This is a genomic window from Methylobacterium oryzisoli (assembly GCF_046557895.1).
Classification (GTDB): domain Bacteria; phylum Pseudomonadota; class Alphaproteobacteria; order Rhizobiales; family Beijerinckiaceae; genus Methylobacterium; species Methylobacterium oryzisoli.
In genome coordinates this window covers 34244-53250 of record NZ_JBKIBX010000043.1, presented here as the reverse complement: position 1 = coordinate 53250, position 19007 = coordinate 34244, and the positions used below count along the sequence as shown (strand labels likewise).

Sequence of the window (19007 nt, the reverse complement as noted above, 5' to 3'; positions counted from 1 at the left end):
CATCGCGCGCCTCCCGGCATCGCTCCCCATCAACGCGCAAATCATCAAATCAGCGCAGACAAGCCACTAGGGTGGGCACGATCTTCATTGCACGGGCCAGCTCGGATGTCGGTAGCCTCTGGCGGTCGTCGGACCATCCCACAGAAAGAGGTTGTGCCGCTCTCGCATGAGCTGCGCTTCGAGTTCGAACCGCGCAAGCTCGCGTTCGAAGTCGCCGCCTGCGGCAAGCCGCTTCTCCAACACGGCTGCAGCCTGCGCTACCTCGATATTGTAGCGGCGGACCCGCTCCGCATAATCGCTCATAATCGCCCCGCCGCTTGATCACCGCCGGCATGGTACGCGTGACGCGAGCGGACGTGAATCGTTGCCGGCCTACTTGCCTTTACGGATCCGCGTCCGCCGCCGACCCCTGCTCTGCCGAATGGGCAGGTCCTGGCTCGCCGCCTGGAAGTTCTCGCGTCGCTGCCGGCTTTCCGCCCACTCTTCCGGCGTTGCGTCGGCCTTCTGTCGCACGCCGGCCTTGCGGCAGATCGTGTCGAAGCTCCGCGACCGGCGATCGCTCTCCTGCTTCCCCTGCGGCCGAAGCTGCTCCTTGATCTGCGGATAGACGCGATACCCGGCCGCCTTCCGCTGGGCTTCGATGTCGGCTTTCCGGTCCCGGTAGCGCTTCGTGAGCATGTCCCATTCGGTGCGATGACGCTTAGCCATGTCCGTGCCGGCCGAAGCGAGCTTGCCCGCCCACGCCTTCTCGCGGGCTCGCTTCGCGGCAACAGGATCACCCCCGCGCACTTGGTTGAATCCCCTTTCCATGCTGCGCGGCGTCGGCGAACTCGCCCTCACCAAGTCGCCGGCCGTGCGCTCCACGTTGTTGGCGACGCACTCATGGAATCAGATTCGTCCGCGGACCCTGCTCATAGACTCCGACCCATTGCGACAGCTTCACTTGGTCGCTGCTCGTGGACAGCATGCGGCCGTCCTCCGATCCCATGTCCGGCTGGTGCTGACGTCCGGCCCCTGCGGTCTCAGCAGCCACGAGGTGCCCGAGCACGGACATCTTGTGTACAAACCCTGCGGCAGGACGAGCAGTGGAGGGTCCTTGCGCAGGCGGCCTGAGAGTCCGTCCAATAAGGTCTCTTTTGGCAAGCTGGAAGGGCCAGCGGAATGAGCCGTCTCCTCAGTTCGCCCGGCGGCTGACATGCCGACTGCGGATTGACCCGGTTGAGGTTGGTTCAGGATCAGCGTCGCTCGGACCAAGAACGAGTTGACATTGCGGGCTGATCCGCCCGTAATTCCTTCTAAGACAACTCTCAATCCGGCCTGCATCAGGCACGTAACTTGAGCACAGCATCATCGCATCCGACATGCAAGCAGAGCGCTCCCTGTCGGAGCCTTGTGCGCTCGCCTGAAGCGGTAATACGGAGATTGAAGCAACTACAAAGCCTGCAAAGATATGGGAGCGGTTTGAAAAGGCTGGCATACCAAGCTCCGGCACGTCATAACGGCAACCCCCTACCGATCGGCACAACGTTCCTCACGGGGATAGGTTCACGCACGTCAATCGGCAAGCGCCGGATCAATGCCGCTGCCGCTGGCGTCTCTGCGCCCTCCCGCCGCCATTATCCGGCGCTTGCCGATTTTTCCCTGGGGCCCACAGCATGCTGACCCGCACCCGCTGCTCCGAGCATTGCCTTGCGATCTCAGCCTGGGGTCAGAGCTGTGCCCTACGCGGCCCGTGGAAGGTCTGATTTCATGCACAGAGCGGCCATTCCGGCGGTCACCATCGAAGGTTTGGAAACGGCGCACAGCGGAGCAAGGCGAGAGCGACCTCCTGTCTTCTTCCAGCAGTTTTCGGTGCATGTGAGGAATGTCAGCTTGCGGACGTTTTCCGGACAACCGCTTCGTCGACAATGCGTTAGGCTCCGGATCCGCCCGCCATCACCTACCTCCGTTCAGCGGTGGGATGGGCTGAGGAGACGCCTCACGCCAACAAGCAGGAGGCAGTGAACGTTCGCAGCGCCGTCGTAGAGTGCGTCCCGGTCGCGTGCAACAAAGCTGCTGTCATCCAAAGATTCTCAAAGACAGGAGCGGGTGGATGACGCGGGCCTCAGATCATCAGCAAAGGGCGCACGTTGGAGTTGCGGATAGCTGCGCTTGGGAGAAGCGGGCTCCTCAGGCAGGCCCGTGCTTACTCTTCCTTGCGACCGGTAGCTCATCATGTAAAATTACCGTGAATCTCAGCAACATGGGTGTTCGCAGTGTTATTCGAGCTGGCGCGCCATTTCCCTCAAGGGCTTAGCGCCATCGCGGCCCCCCGTCCCGATGATCAATAGGCGTCCTTGGATTCCGGCGGAATCGACCGACGGGGTGCGTCCGTGCGGCTGCAGTCGGGCCGCCATGCTGCGCCGTCGAGAACCGCAGGATCCGGGTGACCTGACATGAGAAGCGGATTTGTCGCCGTCGCGCTGGTGATCGCGGCAGGCCAGCCGGCCCTGGCCCAGGCGCCCGCTCAGCCGTCGCTGATCTTGGATTGCGCTGCGTTCCCCAAGAGCATGGACGAGGCGGCCCTCGTGAAGCGCTTCGGGCGCGAGAACGTCGTGAGCGCCGTTCTCGACGGCGCCGAGGGGTCTACCGAGCGCGGCACCGTCCTCTACCCGAAGGATCCGGCACGGCGGCTGGAGGTCTACTGGCACGACGCGGACAAGCGCAGGCGGCCCTCCTCGTTCGCCGTGAAGGGCAGGTCGGAGTGGCTGGTGCGCGGTCCGGGAACTGCTCGCCCGACGATCGGGCTGCGGGCCAGCGTCGCCGAGGTGGAGGAGGCCAACGAGCGCCCCTTCACGCTCACCGGCTTCGGCTGGGACATGGGCGGCTACGCGTCGGGATGGAAGGGCGGCAGGCTCGACGCCATGCCGGGCGGGTGCTTCGTCACCGTCCGCTTCAACCCCGACCCGAAGGCCAGGGACCGGGACGTCGCCAAGGTCTCGGGTGACAAGCAGTTCGGTTCGGCGGCTCCCGGAATCCGGGCAGTGAAGCCCGTCGTGTCCGTGCTCACCCTCGATTGGCCGGAGTGATCCCGCCTCCGCGTGATCCCAGCTCTCATCGCATGGCGATCTGGTTGCCGTCCTAGGGGCCTTCGGCACGGATTCACGCGCGAGACCCCCTTTTAATCCCCGACCGTCACAAAAATTTCGCCGAACCCGTGCTCAGGAAGTCTCCGGCAAGACACGGCCGCACACATACCGTCGGAGAGGTCGGCATGGCAGGGTCAGCAATCGGCGGTTACGCTCCGAGCCAAGATCAGGCGGCGCTAGGGCCGCACCACAGTCGCCCCAATCTCGACGGCAACCGCTCGATCCTCGCGGCCGTCCTCTTCACGGGCGCGATCGCAGCCGCCCTCGCCTACGTCGCCTACAGCATCTACCTCGACGTCGGTGCCACCGGCGTGCGGACCACCACGTACCTGCCCTACATCCTCCTCTTCGTCGCGCTCATCATCGCGCTCGGTTTCGAGTTCGTGAACGGTTTCCACGACACGGCCAACGCCGTCGCGACCGTCATCTACACGCACTCCCTGCCCGCCAACGTCGCGGTCGTCTGGTCCGGCTTCTTCAACTTCCTCGGCGTGCTCCTGTCCTCGGGGGCCGTCGCCTTCGGCATCGTGAGCCTGCTGCCGGTCGAGCTGATCCTGCAGGTCGGGTCGGGCGCGGGCTTCGCCATGGTCTTCGCCCTGCTGATCGCCGCCATCATCTGGAATCTCGGCACGTGGTACTTCGGCCTGCCGGCCTCCTCGTCGCACACCCTGATCGGCTCGATCATCGGCGTCGGCGTGGCGAATGCCGTGATTCACGGCCGCTCGGGCACGTCGGGCGTCGACTGGACGAAGGCCACCGAGATCGGCTGGTCCCTGCTGCTCTCGCCGGTCTTCGGCTTCATGGCGGCCGGCGCCCTGCTGCTCGTGCTGCGATTCGTGGTGCGCAATCCCGCGCTCTACGCCGAGCCCAAGGGCAAGGAGCCGCCGCCGTGGTGGATCCGCGGCATCCTGATCGCGACCTGCACCGGCGTCTCCTTCGCGCACGGCTCGAACGACGGGCAGAAGGGCATGGGCCTGATCATGCTGATCCTGATCGGCACCGTGCCGACCGCCTACGCCCTCAACCGCGCCCTGCCGGATTCCGCGGTGGCGCAGTTCAGGCTGACCTCGCAGGCGGCCTCGGAGGTCGTGGCCCGGAAGGCGGCGGGCTACAGCATCATCGGCGATCCGCGCCCGGCGGTGACGGCCTATGTCGCCGCGCACAAGATCGAGGGCGGCACCTACCCGTCGCTCTCGGTCCTGATCAAGCAGATCGGCGAGGAGGTCGACCGGTACGGCACCCTGGCGAAGGTGCCGGCCGAGGCTGTCGGCAACACCCGCAACGACATGTACCTCGCCTCCGAGGCCGTCCGCTTCCTGATGAAGGACAAGGAGAGCGAACTCTCCTCGGCCGAGATCGGCACGCTCAACGCCTACAAGAAGAGCCTCGACGAGGCGACGCGCTTCATCCCGACCTGGGTCAAGGTCGCGGTGGCGATCGCCCTCGGCCTCGGCACCATGGTGGGCTGGAAGCGCATCGTGATCACGGTCGGGGAGAAGATCGGCAAGACCCACCTGACCTACGCGCAGGGGGCCTCGGCGGAACTGGTCGCGGCCGGCACGATCGGCGCGGCCGACATGTTCGGCCTCCCGGTCTCGACCACGCACGTGCTGTCGTCGGGCGTGGCCGGCACCATGGCCGCCAACCGATCCGGCCTGCAGCTCGCGACCCTGCGCAACCTGGCCATGGCCTGGGTGCTGACCCTGCCGGTGGCGATGCTCCTGTCCGGCACGCTCTACGTGATCTTTTCGCAGGTGTTCTGAGCCAGGATGGCCGCGGCATCGACACGGCCGGCCCGTCGCTCCTCCCGCTTCGATCGAGCGGCGGGGCTCAGCCGGCGAGGTGGCGGGCGAGCGCGGCCGGGTCGACGTTGCCGCCCGACAGGATGATGCCGACGCGCCGGCCGACCACCGGCACCGCGCCCGCGAAGGCGGCCGCGGCGGCGAGGCATCCGGTCGGCTCGATCACCAGCTTCATGCGCTCGATGAAGAAGCGCATCGCCGCCACGAGCTGCGCGTCGCTCGCCGTGACGATGCCGGCCGCCTCGCGGCGGATGATCGGGAAGGTGTGCTCGCCGAGATGGGTGGTGAGCGCCCCGTCGGCGATCGAGACCGGGACCGGGATGCGCACGACCTCGCCCTTGGCGAGCGACATCTGCCCGTCGTTGCCCGCCTCCGGCTCGACGCCGTAGACCGCCGCATCCGGCGAGAGGGCGCGCGCGGCGAGCAGCGAGCCGGCCAGCAGCCCTCCCCCGCCGAGGCAGACCAGGATCACGTCGAGCGGCCCGGTCTCCTCGATCAGTTCCATCACGGCGGTGCCCTGGCCGGCGATCACGTCCGGGTGGTCGTAGGGCGGGATCAGCGTGAGGCCGCGGGCCTCCGCGAGGCCGCGGCTCACCGCCTCGCGGTCTTCGGTGTAGCGGTCGTAAGGGACGATCTCGGCGCCGTAGCCGCGCGTCGCCGCGACCTTGATGGCGGGCGCGTCGTGCGGCATCACGATCACGGTCGGCGCGCCCTGGAGCGCGCCCGCATAGGCGATGGCCTGGGCGTGGTTGCCCGACGAGAAGGCGATCACGCCGCGGCGGCGCTCCGCCTCCCCCAGGGCCGCGATGGCGTTGTAGGCGCCCCGGAACTTGAAGGCCCCGCCGCGCTGCAGCGCCTCCACCTTGAAGAACAGGCGCGCGCCCGTGAGGGCGTCGGCCGTGCGGGAGGTGAGCACCGGCGTGCGGTGGACCGCGCCGCGCAGCCGCCCGGCCGCCGCCTCGACATCCGCGAAGGTGACGCTCATCAGCGGTGCTCGAAGCGCGGCTTGCGCTTGTCCAGGAAGGCGGACATGCCCTCCTTCTGGTCGGCGGTGGCGAAGAGCCCGTAGAAGACCCGGCGCTCGAAGCGCACGCCCTCGTCGAGCGTGGTCTCGAAGGCGCGGTCCACGCATTCCTTGGCCACCATCACCACGGGCAGCGACATCGTGGCGATGGTCTCGGCGGACTTCCAGGCCTCGTCGAGGAGGTCGGCCGCCGGCACCACCCGGGCGACGAGGCCGGCGCGCTCCGCCTCGGCCGCGTCCATCATCCGGCCGGTGAGGCACAGCTCCATCGCCTTCGCCTTGCCGACCGCGCGGGTGAGGCGCTGCGTCCCGCCCGCGCCCGGGATCACCCCGAGCTTGATCTCGGGCTGGCCGAACTTCGCGGTGTCGGCGGCCAGGATGAAGTCGCACATCATGGCGAGCTCGCAGCCCCCGCCGAGCGCGTAGCCGGCCACCGCGGCGATGATCGGCTTGCGGCGGCGCCCGACCCTGTCCCACTCGCCGAACGGATCGGCCATGTAGAATTCCGGATGGGTGCGGTCGCGCATCTCGGCGATGTCCGCGCCCGCCGCGAAGGCCTTGTCCGACCCGGTGATGACGATGCAGCCGATGCCCTCGTCGCGGTCGAACCCGTCGAGCGCCGCGTTGAGTTCGGCGATCAGGGCGTTGCAGAGCGCGTTGAGCTGCGCGGGCCGGTGCAGGGTGATGAGCGCGACCCGCCCCCGCGTCTCCACCCGGATGTTCTCGTAGGCCACCGTCGATCCTCCCGATTTCGTGCCTCCTCGCTAGAAGAGGCGGCGCGGTTCGGCAAGGTTCCGGGCTCTTGGCACCGGGCTCTTGGCACCGGGCTCTCAGGCGGGCGGCGGCGGGTCGGGCGCTTCGACCACGTGGCTGCGCTGGAGCTGCAGGGCGACGAACCAGCACAGGGACGCCCAGGCCGCGCCGACGCACCAGCCGGCCAGCACGTCGCTCGGCCAGTGCACGCCGAGATAGATCCGGCTGATCCCGACGAGGAGCGTCGTGACCACGCCGAGGGTCATCACGAAGGCCTTGACGCGCCGCCCGCGCGAGATGCGTGCGAGCAGGATCGCCATCGTCAGGTAGGCGATGGCCGAGAGCATGGCGTGGCCGCTCGGGAAACTCGCCGTGAAGGTCTCCATGCCGTGCGGCACGAGGTCGGGCCGCGGGCGCCGGTAGAACAGCTTGAGCACGGTGGAGAGAATCTCGCCGCCGCCCACCGCAACGATCACGAACAGGGCCGCCCTCCTGCGCGCCGTCAGCACGAGGTAGAGCACCACGCAGGCGGTGACGTAGACGATGCCGAACACGCTGCCGAAGGCCGTGATGTCCCGCATGGTCTCGGGCAGCCAGGACGGGCCGATCGGCTGGGCGAGGTCGCCCGGGCGGCGCAGGGCCAGCAGCAGTTTCTCGTCCAGCCCCTTGGTGTCTCCCTCGGCGACCTGGCCCGCGAGCGAGAAGAAGCCGAACCCGAACAGGCTGACGGCCGCCAGCGAGACGAGCGGGCCGAGTTCGTTCAGCCGCAGGCGCCGCCACAGGGCGGTGGCCTGGGATGGAAGGGGGAGACGGACGAGCCGGTTCATGCGGGTGCGGTCCCTGAGAACGCGAAACGCCCCCGGGCCTCCCAGGGTCCGCCGAGGTAGCGCCAGAGCAGCAGGCCCGTGGCGGCGAAGCGGAAGGGCACGAAGGCATCCTGGAGCCGGGCCTGCAGCGCCCGCGCGGTCTCGGGCGCCACCTTGTTCTGGATCGTCACGTGCGGGCGGAAGCCCTGGCGGTCCTGGGCCGTGAGCCAGGGCGCGAAGGCCTGCGCCAGCCGCCCGCGCAGGATCGCCAGAGCGAGTGCGTCGAGGACGTAGGCGACGCCGCGCCCGGTGAAGTGCAGGCCCGTGACGGCGACCTCGGGAGGGCTCTCGGTGCGCGCGAGCGCCGCGATGGTCTCGACGATCCCGCGCTCCTCCTCCCCCGGCAGGTGGTGAAACAGGGTGGCGTGGGCCGGGATCCGGTTCAGCGCGGGCGGGAAATGCGCGCGGCGCTCGGCGTCGAAGCGCGCGAAGGCGGCTTCGTCCATCGCCAGGGTGAGGATCAGGGGATCGGTCATCGTCGCTGCGAGATGGAGCGGGCGGCGCGCTTGTCCATCCGGCCACGCTGTTCAGCCGGCCGGGGGGCCGCTACACGCCCCCCATGACCAAGAGTGACGGCGGGATCGTCCATGTCGGGCGCGACGGATGGCTTTTTCTCACCGGGGGCACCAACCAGGTGCTCCGGCAGTACCGCCCCTCGCTCGGCGGGGCGTGGCGCCTGCGGCGCTGGCGACGGCTGATCGAGCGGCGCACCGCCCGGGCGGCGCTGCTCGGCATCCGCCACCTGCACGTCGTCGTGCCCGAGAAGCTGAGCATCTACGAGGACAAGCTCGATGGCCTGCGCGTCGACCCGGGCCGCGCCCCCGCCCGGCGCCTCGGCGCCCTGATGGCCCGCTCGCCCGCCGCGGGGGCCTGGATCGACCTCGTCGGGCCGCTGCGGGCGGCGCGCGAGGCCGATCCGCCGCTCTACCGGCGCACCGACACCCACTGGAGCGCGGAGGGCTGCCTGCTGTGCTTCCACGCCGTCATGCGGGCGCTCGGTGCCGTGCCGCCGCCGGACCTCGCCGGGCGCCCCTCGGCCGCGCATGAATCGGTGCTCGACCTGGGCATGAAGCTCGATCCCCCGCCCCGCGAGCGCGTGCGCTTCTACGAATTCCGCCGGGACGCCGCCCGGGTGAAGGCGAACGCCCTCGTGGAGACCTACGAGGCGGAAGGCCGGCTGATGGACCTCCACGTCGGGGCGAACGTGGTCTACCGCAACGAGAGCCCGGCCGCGGACCCGCGCACCCTGGTGCTGTTCGGCGATTCCTGCGCGCATTTCGACACGTTCTTCCTCACCGGCCTCCTCGCCGAGAGCTTTCGCGAGGTGCACTTCGTCTGGTCGTCGAGCCTCGACTGGGGCTACGTCGCCCGGGTGCGCCCGCATCTCCTGCTGGTCGAGATGGCGGAGCGCTTCCTCGCGCGGCTGCCGGACGACCGGTTCGACCTCGACGCCTACGCGCGGGCGCGGCTTTCCGCGCCGCGGACGACCGACGCGCGCATCTGACCGCGACCTTCCCTGTGGCGGGCCGCGCCCCACTTCTGCGCCATGGCTCTGGCGTGACGACGCTGCGCGAGGAGGAACCGATGGGGCTGCTCGTCGAGGGCGTGTGGCAGGACCGCTGGTACGACACCAAGGAGAGCGGCGGGCGCTTCGTGCGCAAGGAGTCCGCCTTCCGCCACTGGGTGACGGCGGACGGCGCGCCCGGCCCCACCGGCGAGGGCGGCTTCCGGGCCGAGGCCGGGCGCTACCATCTCTACGTCTCGCTCGCCTGTCCGTGGGCGCACCGCACCCTGATCGTGCGCGCCCTCAAGGGGCTGGAGGAGGCCGTGGGCGTCACGGTGGTCGATCCGCATATGGGCCGGGAGGGCTGGGTGTTCGGCGACACGCCGGGCGCCGGCCCCGACACCATCAACGGCTGCACGCGCCTCTACGAGGTCTACCGCAAGGCCGACCCGGCCTATACCGGCCGCGTCACCGTGCCGGTGCTGTGGGACAAGAGCCGCGGCACGATCGTGTCGAACGAATCGGCCGAGATCATCCGGATGCTCGACCGCGCCTTCGCGGGCGTGGGCGCGACGGGGCCGGATCTTTGCCCGGACGACCTCCTGGCGGAGATCGACGCCCTCAACGCGCGGGTCTACGACCGGGTCAATAACGGCGTCTACAAGGCGGGCTTCGCCACCGCGCAGGACGCCTACGCGGAGGCGGTCACGGCGCTTTTTGCCGAACTCGATGACCTCGACGCGCGCCTCGACCGCGGTCGCTACCTCCTGGGCGCGCGGCTCACCGAGGCCGACATCCGCCTGTTCACCACGCTGGTGCGTTTCGATCCGGTCTATGTCGGGCACTTCAAGTGCAACCTGCGCCGGATCGCCGATTATCCGAATCTCGGGCCCTACCTGCGCGACCTCTACCAGCACCCCGGCATCGCGCCGACCGTGAACCTCACGCACATCAAGCGGCACTATTACGAGAGCCATCCGACCATCAACCCGACCGGGATCGTGCCGCTGGGGCCGATCCTCGAATACGACGCGCCGCACGGGCGGGCCGAGCGGTTCTCCCGATGAGCTCGCCGCGCTTGGTGCTCGATCACGTCGCGATCGCCGCGCACTCCCTCGACGCGGGGGTGGCCTGGGCCGAAAAGGCGCTCGGCGTCGCTTTCGGGCCGGGCGGGCAGCACCGCGAGATGGGCACCCACAACCGCCTGCTGCGCCTCGGCCCCGACCTCTTCCTCGAAGTGATCGCGATCGACCCGGAGGCGCCCCCGCCGGGGCGCCCGCGCTGGTTCGCGCTCGATGATCCCGGCACGGCGGCGCGCCTCGTCGTGCCGCGGCCCTGGACCTGGGTGGTGCGCGCGGAGGGCGACGCCGAGGTGGCGCGGGCGGCGCTGCCGCTGGCCATCGGCCCCTTCGTGCGCGTCAGCCGCGGCGCCCTCGCGTGGCGGCTGACGGTGCCGGAGGACGGCGGCATGGCGCTGGACGGGCTTTTCCCGGCCTTGATCGCGTGGCCGGAGGGACCGCACCCGGCCTCCCGCATGGCCGATGCCGGCTGCGGCTTGCGCCGCCTCACTGTGGTGCATCCGCAGGCCGAGCGGATCCGGGCCTCCATCGCGGCGCTGCTCGATGCGGACCGGCGGGTGGTGGTGGAGACGGGCGCACCGCATCTCGCGATCGAGATCGACACGCCGCACGGGCCGCGGCGCCTCGGCTGATCTCAGGCCGGGGCCGGCACCTTGCGGGCCGCGGAGGACAGCACCAGCGCGCCGACCAGCGTCGAGAGCAGCGAGCCCGCCAGCACGCCGAGCTTGGTCTCGGCCTCCAGCGCCGGCTGACCCGCGAAGGCGAGCGCCCCGATGAACAGGCTCATGGTGAAGCCGATGCCGCAGAGGAGCGCCACCCCGTAGACGTGCTGCCACGTGGCGCCCGCGGGTTTCTGCGCGAGCCCTGTCCGCACGGCCAGCCAGATGCCGCCGAAGACGCCGATCTGCTTGCCGACGAACAGGCCCGCCGCGACGCCGAGCGTGACCGGGGCGAAGAGGTCCTTCAGCCCGAGCCCGCTCAGCGCCACGCCCGCATTGGCGAAGCCGAAGACCGGCACGATGGCGTAGGCGACCCAGGGCTGGAGCGCGTGCTCCAGCGCGTGCAGGGGCGATGCCGTGTCGTCCGGCCGCCCGGGGCTCGGGCGCAGCGGGATCGTGAGCGCGAGCAGCACGCCCGCGATCGTGGCGTGCAGGCCGGATCGCAGCACGAGCAGCCACAGCACGAAGCCGAGGATGAGGTAGGGGCCGAGCCGCCGCAGGCCGACCCTGTTGAGCGTGACCAGCATGGCGAGCACGGCGGCGGCGAGGCCGAGCATCGGCATCGACAGGTCGGCCGTGTAGAACACCGCGATGATCACCACCGCGCCGAGGTCGTCGAGGATCGCGAGCGCCGTCAGAAAGACCTTGAGCGACACCGGCACGCTCCGCCCCACGAGCGCCAGCACGCCGAGCGCGAAGGCGATGTCGGTCGCGGCCGGGATCGCCCAGCCCCGCAGGGTCTCGGGCGTGTGCCAGTTCACCGCCGCGTAGACGAGGGCCGGCGCGATCATGCCGCCCAGCGCCGCGATCCCCGGCAGCATCCGGTCCGGCCACGTGCGCAGGTTCCCGTCGAGGATCTCGCGCTTGATCTCCAGCCCCACCAGCAGGAAGAACACCGCCATCAGGGCGTCGTTGATCCAGTGCAGCAGGCTCAGCGGCCCGATCTGCGCGTGCAGCGCGTGAGCGTAGAGGCCGCCGAGCGGCCCGTTCGCCACGATCAGCGCGAGCACGGCGCTCCCCATCAGCACCACGCCGCCGCCGGCGCTGCTCGACAGGAGGCTGCGCAGCGCGGAGAGCGGGCGCGGCCGGCGGCGGGTCGGCGGGGAGACGGTCATGCCCTGCCCCCTGCCAGGAAACGTGAGCTGGTTCAACGCGGCCGTGCGCGGCCCTCAGGTCGCCGGCTTGCGCCCCAGCGCCGCGCGCACCAGCGCCAGCGCGTCCGTGCTCGACCACTCGGCCGGGCCCTTCATCACGCCGACTTCGCAGCCCGCGGGATCGATCAGGAGGGTGGTGGGCAGGCCCACCACCTCGCCGCTCTTCTGCAGCACCGGCAGCACGCGGCCGGCCGGGTCGGAGTAGTAGGCGAGGCGCGCGATCCCGTTCTCCTTCATCCAGGCCGGCGGCCGGTCGAGGTTGCGGGTATCGACGTTCAGGGCGACGACCTCGAAGGCGTCGCCGCCGAGTTCACCCTGGAGCCGGTCGAGGGCCGGCATCTCGGCCTTGCAGGGGGCGCACCATGTCGCCCACAGGTTGAGCAGGACCGTGCGCCCCTTGAGGTCGGCAAGGGTGCGCGGCTGGCCGTCCGGCCCCGTGAAGGCGATGGCCGGCGCGGGCTTGGGCGCCGGATCGACCTGCAGGGCCGCCACCTCGCCGCGGGCGAGCGGCGCGACGCGGGCCGCCGTCGCGGCCGCCGCCGCGCAGGTGCCGCTGGTGCCCTCGCGGCCCGCGGCGTATAGGGCGGCCCCGAGCGCGAGCGCAGCGGCGAGGGCCACGCCCCCGGCGGCGAGGCGGGCGGGCGTGGGCGTGAGACGAGGTGCGGACATGAGCAACCGGATGTGGGGCGGGCGCTTCGCGAGCGGCCCCGCCGAGATCATGGAGGAGATCAACGCCTCCATCGGCTTCGACAAGCGCCTCGCCCCCCAGGACATCCGGGGCTCGCTCGCCCACGTGGCGATGCTGGGACGGACGGGGATCCTGCCGCCGGCCGATGTGGCGGCGATCGAGGCCGGGCTCAAGACGGTTCAGGCGGAAATCGAGGCCGGCCGCTTCACGTTCGCGCGCTCCCTCGAGGACATCCACATGAACGTGGAGAGCCGGCTGCGCGAGGTCGTCGGCCCGGCGGCCGGGCGGCTGCACACCGCGCGCTCGCGCAACGACCAAGTGGCCACCGACATGCGGCTGTGGGTGCGCGACACGCTCGACGCCCTCGACGCGCAGGCCGCCGACCTGCAGCGGGCGCTGGCCGAGGCGGCGTTGCGCCACGCCGGCACGGTGATGCCGGGCTTCACCCACCTGCAATCGGCCCAGCCGGTCACCTTCGGGCACCACCTGCTGGCCTACGTGGAGATGCTGGGCCGCGACCGCGGGCGCTTCCGCGACGCGAGGGCGCGCCTGAACGAATGCCCGCTCGGCGCCGCGGCGCTCGCCGGCACCTCCTTCCCGATCGACCGCCACGACACCGCGCGGGCGCTGGGCTTCGACCGGCCGACCGCGAACTCGCTCGATTCGGTCGCCGACCGCGACTTCGCCCTGGAGGCCCTGTCGGCGGCGGCGATCACGGCGGTGCATCTGTCGCGCTTCGCCGAAGAAATCGTGATCTGGACCTCGGCCCAGTTCGGGTTCGTGCGGCTCTCGGACCGCTTCACCACCGGCTCCTCGATCATGCCGCAGAAGCGCAACCCCGACGCCGCCGAGCTGGTGCGGGCCAAGGCCGGCCGGGTGATCGGCGCGCTGTCGGGCCTCCTCATCGTCATGAAGGGGCTGCCGCTCGCCTATTCGAAGGACATGCAGGAGGACAAGGAGGGCACCTTCGACGCGCTCCAGACCCTCTCGCTCTGCCTCGCCGCGATGGCCGGGATGGTGCGCGATCTCGAGCCGGTGCCGGCGGTGCTCAAAGTGGCGGCCGGAGCGGGCTACGCCACCGCCACCGACCTCGCCGACTGGCTGGTGCGCGAACTCGGCCTGCCCTTCCGCGACGCCCACCACGTCACCGGCCGCCTCGTCGGCCTCGCCTCGGCGCGCGGCGTCGGGCTGGAGGCCCTGACGCTGCCCGAGATGCAGGCCGAGGAGCCGCGCATCACGGAGGCGGTCTACGCCGTCCTCGGCGTCGAGAACTCGGTGGCGAGCCGCACCAGCTACGGCGGCACGGCGCCCGACAACGTGCGCGCGCAGGCCGAGCGGTGGCTCACCGCCCTGGCCGGCGAGGCCGCCTGACCTCACCACCTCGAAGCAACGACACGATTGAGGGAGACACCCCATGGATCTCGGCCTGAAGGGCAAGCGCGCCATCGTCCTCTCCTCCAGCCGCGGCCTCGGCCGGGGCATCGCGGAGGGTCTCGCGGCGGAGGGCGCGAACGTGCTCCTCGCCGCGCGCAGCGCCGACAAGCTCGACGCGGCGGTGGCGGCGATCAACGCGCGCGGCCAGGGCCGCGCCTTCGCGGTGGCGGGCGACCTCAAGGACAGCGTCGAGGCGATCGCGGCGGCCGCGCAGGATCATCTCGGCGGCGTCGACATCCTGGTGGCCAACACCGGCGGTCCGCCGGCCGGCACCGCCACCAGCGTCAAGCCTGAGGCCTGGACGCCGCAATTCGACGCGATGGTGCTGCCGGTGATCCGGCTCGCCGGGCTGGTGCTGCCGGGCATGCGGCAGGCCGGGTTCGGCCGCATCGTGATCGTGGCGTCGAGCGGCGTGGAGCAGCCGATCCCGAACCTCGTGATGTCGAACGCGCTGCGCGCCTCGCTCGCGGGCTGGGCCAAGACCCTGTCGGCCGAGGTCGCCGCCGAGGGGATCACCGTCAACATGATCCTGCCGGGCCGGATCGAGACCGACCGCACCGGGGAACTCGACGCGGCGAACGCCAAGGCGCAGGGCAAGACGCCCGCCGAAATCGCCGAGGCCGCGCGCGCCGCGATCCCCGCCCGCCGCTACGGCCGGGTGCAGGAATTCGCCGACGTCGCCTGCTTCCTCGCCTCGGAGCGGGCCTCCTACGTCACCGGCAGCATGATCCGGGTCGACGGCGGCGCGGTCCGGTCGATCTGACGCCGATCCTCAATCGAACAGCGAACCCTGCCGGGCCGGCGCCGCCGGGCCCCGCTTGGCGGCGGCCCGGCGGGGGGCCGTGCCCTCGACGGTGGCCGCCACCTTGCCGTCCGCGAACTCGACGGTGATGTGGCCGGCGGCACGGGCCGCCTCGGCCTCGGCGACCGGCCGGCCCTCGACGTCGAGCACCAGCGCGTAGCCGCGCGACAGCACCGCCCGGTAGTTCAGGCTGTCGAACAGCGCGACGATGCGGGCGAGATGCCCGCGGCGGCGCTCGTCGTCGCGCGCGACGGCGGCGTCGAGGCGCGGGGCGATCCCGTTCAGCCGCTCGGCCCGCACCGCGATCACCCGTTCGAGCGCGTGGCGCGGCCGGTGGTCGATGCCCGCCAGCCGCTCGCGGGCGCGGGCGAGCCGCAGGGCCGGCGGGTGGCGGACCAGTCCCTGCAGCACGCGGTCGAGCCGCCGCTGCGCGGCGCGCGCCGCCGCCGCCAGGGCCGGGCGCAGCCGCGCCTCCGCGAGGTCGAGGCGCTGGCGCTTCACCGCCAGCAGCGCCTCCGGGCTCGGGATCACCCGGGCGAGCCCGCGCAGGTCGCTGCGGCGGCGGTCGATCAGCCGGGCGAGCGCCCCGGCGTGGCGCCTCGCGAGGTCGTCGAGGTCGGCCAGGAGGTCGAGGCGCACCGGCACCGCCATCTCGGCCGCGCCCGTCGGCGTGGGCGCGCGCCGGTCGGCGGCATGGTCGATCAGCGTCACGTCGGTCTCGTGGCCGACCGCGGAAATGAGCGGGATCGCGCTCTCGGCGGCGGCCCGCACCACGATCTCCTCGTTGAAGCTCCACAGATCCTCGATCGAGCCGCCGCCGCGGGCGACGATCAGCACGTCCGGCCGCGGGATCGGCCCGTCGGGCGGCAGCGCGTTGAAGCCGCGGATCGCGGCCGCGATCTCCTCGGCCGAGCCCTCGCCCTGCACGCGCACCGGCCAGACAAGCACCGGGCGGGGAAAGCGGTCCTCCAGCCGGTGGAGGATGTCGCGGATCACCGCGCCGGTCGGCGAGGTCACGACGCCGACGACCCGCGGCAGGTAGGGCAGCGGGCGCTTGCGGGCGGCATCGAACAGGCCCTCCGCGGCGAGCTGCCGGCGGCGCTCCTCCAGGAGCGCCATCCAGGCGCCCTCCCCGGCCGGCTCCAGCGCGTCGATGACGATCTGGTAGGCGGATTTGCCCGGAAAGGTGGTGATGCGCCCGGTCGCCACCACCTCCAGCCCCTCCTTGGGCCGGTGGCGCAGCCGCCCGAGCGTGCCCTTCCAGATCACCGCGTCGATCTTCGCCCCGCCGTCCTTGAGCGAGAAATAGGCGTGGCCCGAGCCGTGCGGGCCGCGATAGCCCGAGATCTCGCCGCGCAGCCGCACGTGTCCGAACGCATCCTCCAGCGTGCGCTTGAGGGCGGCGGCGAGGTCGGTGACCGACCATTCCGGCGCATTCGCGGGCGACGGGGCGGCGGAGAGGAGCGGCGCGGGCATGCCACAAGGCTACCGGGCTGCGGGACGAGTCGGAAGGCCGGGACCGCTCCCGCCTGTTGACCGGGCCGGCTTCGTGGCGCCGGCGCATCAGACGCGAGGCCCTCATCCCGGTTGAGGAACCCGCGCTCCTTCCTCTACACGGGCTGCGACCACGCTCTGACGGACCGGCCATGCCCAACCCTCTCACGATCCTGCTGATCGGCTCCGGCGGCCGCGAGCACGCGCTGGCCTGGAAGCTGGCGCAGAGCCCGGCCTGCGGGCGCCTCCTCGTCGCGCCCGGCAACCCCGGCACCGCGGCTCACGGCACCAATTGCCCGGACCTCGCCATCGCGGATCCTGAAGGCGTGGTGGCGTTCTGCCGCCGCGAGGGCGTGGGCTTCGTGGTGGTCGGTCCGGAGGCGCCGCTCGTGGCGGGGGTGGTCGATGTGCTGGAGCAGGCCGGCATCCCGGCCTTCGGGCCGAGCGCGGCGGCGGCCCGGCTCGAAGGCTCGAAGGGCTTCACCAAGGACTTGTGCGCCGAATTCGGAATCCCGACTGCGGCCTTCGCGCGCTTCCGCGAGGCCGGACCGGCGCTGGACTACCTGCGGGCGCGCGGCGCGCCGATCGTCGTCAAGGCGGACGGCTTGGCGGCCGGCAAGGGCGTCGTGGTGGCCGAGACCCTGGCGGAGGCCGAGGCCGCGGTCGAGAGCCTGCTCGGCGGCGATCTCGGAGCGGCCGGCGCCGAGGTGGTGATCGAGGAATTTTTGGCGGGCGAGGAGGCGAGCTTCTTCGCGCTCTGCGACGGCACGCAGGCGGTGGCCTTCGGCACCGCGCAGGACCACAAGCGCGTCCATGACGGCGACCGCGGCCCCAACACCGGCGGCATGGGCGCCTACTCCCCCGCCCCCGTCCTCACCCCCGCCCTGGAGCAGGAGGTGATGGAGCGCATCATCCGCCCGACTCTCGACGGAATGCGCGCGCGCGCCACGCCCTTCCGCGGCATCCTGTATGCCGGGCTGATGCTCACCGCCGAGGGACCGAAGCTGATCGAGTACAACGTCCGCTTCGGCGACCCGGAATGCCAGGTGCTGATGCCGCGCCTGACCTCCGACCTCGTGCCGCTGCTGCTGGCGGCGAGCCGGGGCGACCTCGCGGGCGCCGCACCGGCCTGGTCGCCCGAGGCGGCGCTGACCGTGGTGATGGCCGCGCCCGGCTATCCCGGGCCGGTCGCCAAGGGCTCGGAGATCCGCGGCCTCGCCGCGGCCGAGGCGGCGGGCGCGCTGGTCTTCCAGGCCGGGACGCGCCGGGATGGCGACCGCCTTCTCGCCGATGGCGGCCGGGTGCTCGCCGTGACGGCGCAGGGGCCGGGCGTGCGGCAGGCGCAGGCGCGCGCCTACGCGGCCCTGGACCGGATCGACTGGCCGGAGGGCTTTTGCCGCCGCGACATCGGCTGGCGGGCGGTCGCGCGCGAGACGGCCGGCTGACCCGGCCCTAGATGCCGCCAGGTCTGCTCCGGAGACCCGCGCCATGCCCGCCGACCTGTTTCCCGGTTTCGAGTCCCACTGGATCGACCTGCCCGACGGGCGCTTCTTCGCCCGCAGCGGCGGGACGGCCGAGGCGCCGCCGCTGCTCCTGCTGCACGGCTTTCCGCAGACCCATGCCTGCTGGCACCGGATCGCGCCCGCGCTGGCCCGGACCCATCGGGTGATCTGCCTCGATCTGAAGGGCTACGGCTGGTCGGCCGCGCCGGAGGGCGACGCCGCCCACGAGGGCTATTCCAAGCGCCGCATGGGCCAGGAGGCCGTGGCCGTGATGGAGCGGCTGGGCCACGCCCACTTCGCGGTGATCGGCCACGACCGCGGCGCGCGCGTCGGCTACCGCCTCGCCCTCGACGAGCCGGGGCGGGTCGCGCGGCTCGCTCTCCTCGACATCCTGCCGACCGTGGTGCAGTGGCGCCGCATCGAGGCCGATCCGCGCCTCTACCCGCACTGGCCTTACCTCGCCGAGCCCGCGCCGCGGCCCGAGACCGAGATCGGCCGCGATCCGGACGCCTATTTCGAGGGCCTGCTGCGCACTTGGACCGGCGACGGCACCCTCGACGCCTTCGCGCCCGCCGCCCTCGACCTCTACCGCCAGAGCTGGAACGTGCCCGAGCGCATCCACGCGGCCTGCGAGGATTATCGGGCGGGCGCCGGACCGGACCGGGCCGCCGACGAGGCGGATCTGGCGGCCGGCAAGCACCTCGCCTGCCCGACGCTCGTCCTGCCCGGCACCGGCTTCGTCGGCCGCGGCGGCCTCGCCCCGGCCCTGCAGGCGTGGCACGAGACCTTCGCCCCGCAGGCGACCGGCGAGGCGATCGCGAGCGGCCACTTCCTGCCGGAAGAAAACCCGGAGGCGACCCTGGCGGCGCTGCAGCGCTTCCTGGCGGCGTGAGGCGACCGTCAGGCGCGGCGGGGCCGCGTCCGGACGCCGCGAGACGCCGGCACGGCTCCCCGCCCGGAGACCCTGCGGGCGCGGGCCTGCCGCGGCGTGATCTTGACCGGATGTTAAGGCGTCCTGCCTGACCTTCGGTCACGTCACGCAAACACCTCGTGTGCCC

At 71.7% G+C, this 19007-nt stretch carries 18 protein-coding genes; 9 read left to right on the top strand and 9 right to left on the bottom strand.

Features of this window, described 5'->3' with window-relative positions:
• Nucleotides 1–84: 84 nt before the first annotated feature.
• The gene (locus ACKUB9_RS28055; RefSeq protein ID WP_407529297.1) at nucleotides 85–303 is read right to left on the bottom strand and encodes a hypothetical protein; all 219 of its coding nucleotides are present in this window, start codon (nucleotides 301–303) and stop codon (nucleotides 85–87) included.
• 69 nt (nucleotides 304–372) lie between these two features.
• The gene (locus ACKUB9_RS28050; RefSeq protein WP_407529296.1) at nucleotides 373–864 is read right to left on the bottom strand and encodes a hypothetical protein; all 492 of its coding nucleotides are present in this window, start codon (nucleotides 862–864) and stop codon (nucleotides 373–375) included.
• A 1571-nt stretch (nucleotides 865–2435) separates the two neighbouring features.
• Between ACKUB9_RS28050 and ACKUB9_RS28045 the strand changes: the two genes are divergently transcribed.
• On the top strand, nucleotides 2436–3068 hold the full coding sequence (locus ACKUB9_RS28045; RefSeq protein WP_407529295.1) for a hypothetical protein: 633 nt from the start codon (nucleotides 2436–2438) through the stop codon (nucleotides 3066–3068).
• A 185-nt stretch (nucleotides 3069–3253) separates the two neighbouring features.
• Nucleotides 3254–4891 (top strand): inorganic phosphate transporter, encoded by a 1638-nt coding sequence (locus ACKUB9_RS28040; protein ID WP_407529294.1) that lies wholly within the window; start codon nucleotides 3254–3256, stop codon nucleotides 4889–4891.
• A gap of 67 nt (nucleotides 4892–4958) precedes the next feature.
• On the opposite strand, the gene ACKUB9_RS28035 is transcribed toward ACKUB9_RS28040, so the two are convergent.
• The 4 genes from ACKUB9_RS28035 to ACKUB9_RS28020 all read right to left on the bottom strand — a co-directional run bounded on the left by ACKUB9_RS28035 (nucleotide 4959) and on the right by ACKUB9_RS28020 (nucleotide 8049).
• Nucleotides 4959–5915, bottom strand: a complete 957-nt coding sequence (locus ACKUB9_RS28035) for a threo-3-hydroxy-L-aspartate ammonia-lyase (RefSeq protein WP_407529293.1) — start codon at nucleotides 5913–5915, stop codon at nucleotides 4959–4961.
• Nucleotides 5915–6688 (bottom strand): enoyl-CoA hydratase, encoded by a 774-nt coding sequence (locus ACKUB9_RS28030; protein WP_407529292.1) that lies wholly within the window; start codon nucleotides 6686–6688, stop codon nucleotides 5915–5917. Before ACKUB9_RS28030 ends, ACKUB9_RS28035 begins: the two co-directional genes overlap by 1 nt.
• Nucleotides 6689–6784: 96 nt before the next feature.
• Entirely contained in the window at nucleotides 6785–7534 is a 750-nt protein-coding gene (locus tag ACKUB9_RS28025) for a phosphatase PAP2 family protein (RefSeq protein WP_407529291.1), read from the bottom strand.
• The gene (locus ACKUB9_RS28020) at nucleotides 7531–8049 is read right to left on the bottom strand and encodes a 2'-5' RNA ligase family protein (RefSeq protein ID WP_407529290.1); all 519 of its coding nucleotides are present in this window, start codon (nucleotides 8047–8049) and stop codon (nucleotides 7531–7533) included. The genes ACKUB9_RS28025 and ACKUB9_RS28020 overlap by 4 nt, the downstream gene beginning before the upstream one ends.
• Nucleotides 8050–8132: 83 nt before the next feature.
• On the opposite strand from ACKUB9_RS28020, the gene ACKUB9_RS28015 reads away from it, so the two are divergent.
• The 3 genes from ACKUB9_RS28015 (at nucleotide 8133) to ACKUB9_RS28005 (ending at nucleotide 10788) form a co-directional block, all read left to right on the top strand.
• Entirely contained in the window at nucleotides 8133–9077 is a 945-nt protein-coding gene (locus ACKUB9_RS28015) for an alginate O-acetyltransferase AlgX-related protein (RefSeq protein ID WP_407529289.1), read from the top strand.
• A gap of 80 nt (nucleotides 9078–9157) precedes the next feature.
• On the top strand, nucleotides 9158–10144 hold the full coding sequence (locus ACKUB9_RS28010; protein WP_407529288.1) for a glutathione S-transferase family protein: 987 nt from the start codon (nucleotides 9158–9160) through the stop codon (nucleotides 10142–10144).
• On the top strand, nucleotides 10141–10788 hold the full coding sequence (locus ACKUB9_RS28005) for a VOC family protein (RefSeq protein WP_407529287.1): 648 nt from the start codon (nucleotides 10141–10143) through the stop codon (nucleotides 10786–10788). The genes ACKUB9_RS28010 and ACKUB9_RS28005 overlap by 4 nt, the downstream gene beginning before the upstream one ends.
• Nucleotides 10789–10790: 2 nt before the next feature.
• On the opposite strand, the gene nhaA is transcribed toward ACKUB9_RS28005, so the two are convergent.
• On the bottom strand, nucleotides 10791–11990 hold the full coding sequence (nhaA, locus tag ACKUB9_RS28000; protein WP_407529286.1) for a Na+/H+ antiporter NhaA: 1200 nt from the start codon (nucleotides 11988–11990) through the stop codon (nucleotides 10791–10793).
• 54 nt (nucleotides 11991–12044) lie between these two features.
• Nucleotides 12045–12698, bottom strand: coding sequence for a thiol:disulfide interchange protein TlpA (gene tlpA, locus ACKUB9_RS27995; RefSeq protein WP_407529285.1), 654 nt, complete (start codon nucleotides 12696–12698; stop codon nucleotides 12045–12047).
• Here tlpA and argH point away from each other — a divergent pair.
• Together argH and ACKUB9_RS27985 are read left to right on the top strand one after the other, a co-directional pair.
• Nucleotides 12697–14088 (top strand): argininosuccinate lyase, encoded by a 1392-nt coding sequence (argH, locus tag ACKUB9_RS27990; protein ID WP_407529284.1) that lies wholly within the window; start codon nucleotides 12697–12699, stop codon nucleotides 14086–14088. The genes tlpA and argH overlap by 2 nt on opposite strands.
• A 43-nt stretch (nucleotides 14089–14131) precedes the next feature.
• Nucleotides 14132–14914, top strand: coding sequence for an SDR family oxidoreductase (locus tag ACKUB9_RS27985; protein ID WP_407529282.1), 783 nt, complete (start codon nucleotides 14132–14134; stop codon nucleotides 14912–14914).
• Nucleotides 14915–14923: 9 nt separating this feature from the next.
• On the opposite strand, the gene xseA is transcribed toward ACKUB9_RS27985, so the two are convergent.
• Complete coding sequence (xseA, locus tag ACKUB9_RS27980) at nucleotides 14924–16429, bottom strand: exodeoxyribonuclease VII large subunit (RefSeq protein WP_407529281.1); 1506 nt, start codon at nucleotides 16427–16429, stop codon at nucleotides 14924–14926.
• A gap of 170 nt (nucleotides 16430–16599) precedes the next feature.
• Between xseA and purD the strand changes: the two genes are divergently transcribed.
• Both purD and ACKUB9_RS27970 read left to right on the top strand, forming a co-directional pair.
• Nucleotides 16600–17892: a phosphoribosylamine--glycine ligase gene (purD, locus tag ACKUB9_RS27975; protein WP_407529280.1), complete on the top strand. Its 1293-nt coding sequence runs from the start codon at nucleotides 16600–16602 to the stop codon at nucleotides 17890–17892.
• A gap of 43 nt (nucleotides 17893–17935) precedes the next feature.
• On the top strand, nucleotides 17936–18841 hold the full coding sequence (locus ACKUB9_RS27970) for an alpha/beta fold hydrolase (RefSeq protein ID WP_407529279.1): 906 nt from the start codon (nucleotides 17936–17938) through the stop codon (nucleotides 18839–18841).
• Nucleotides 18842–19007 lie beyond the last annotated feature (166 nt).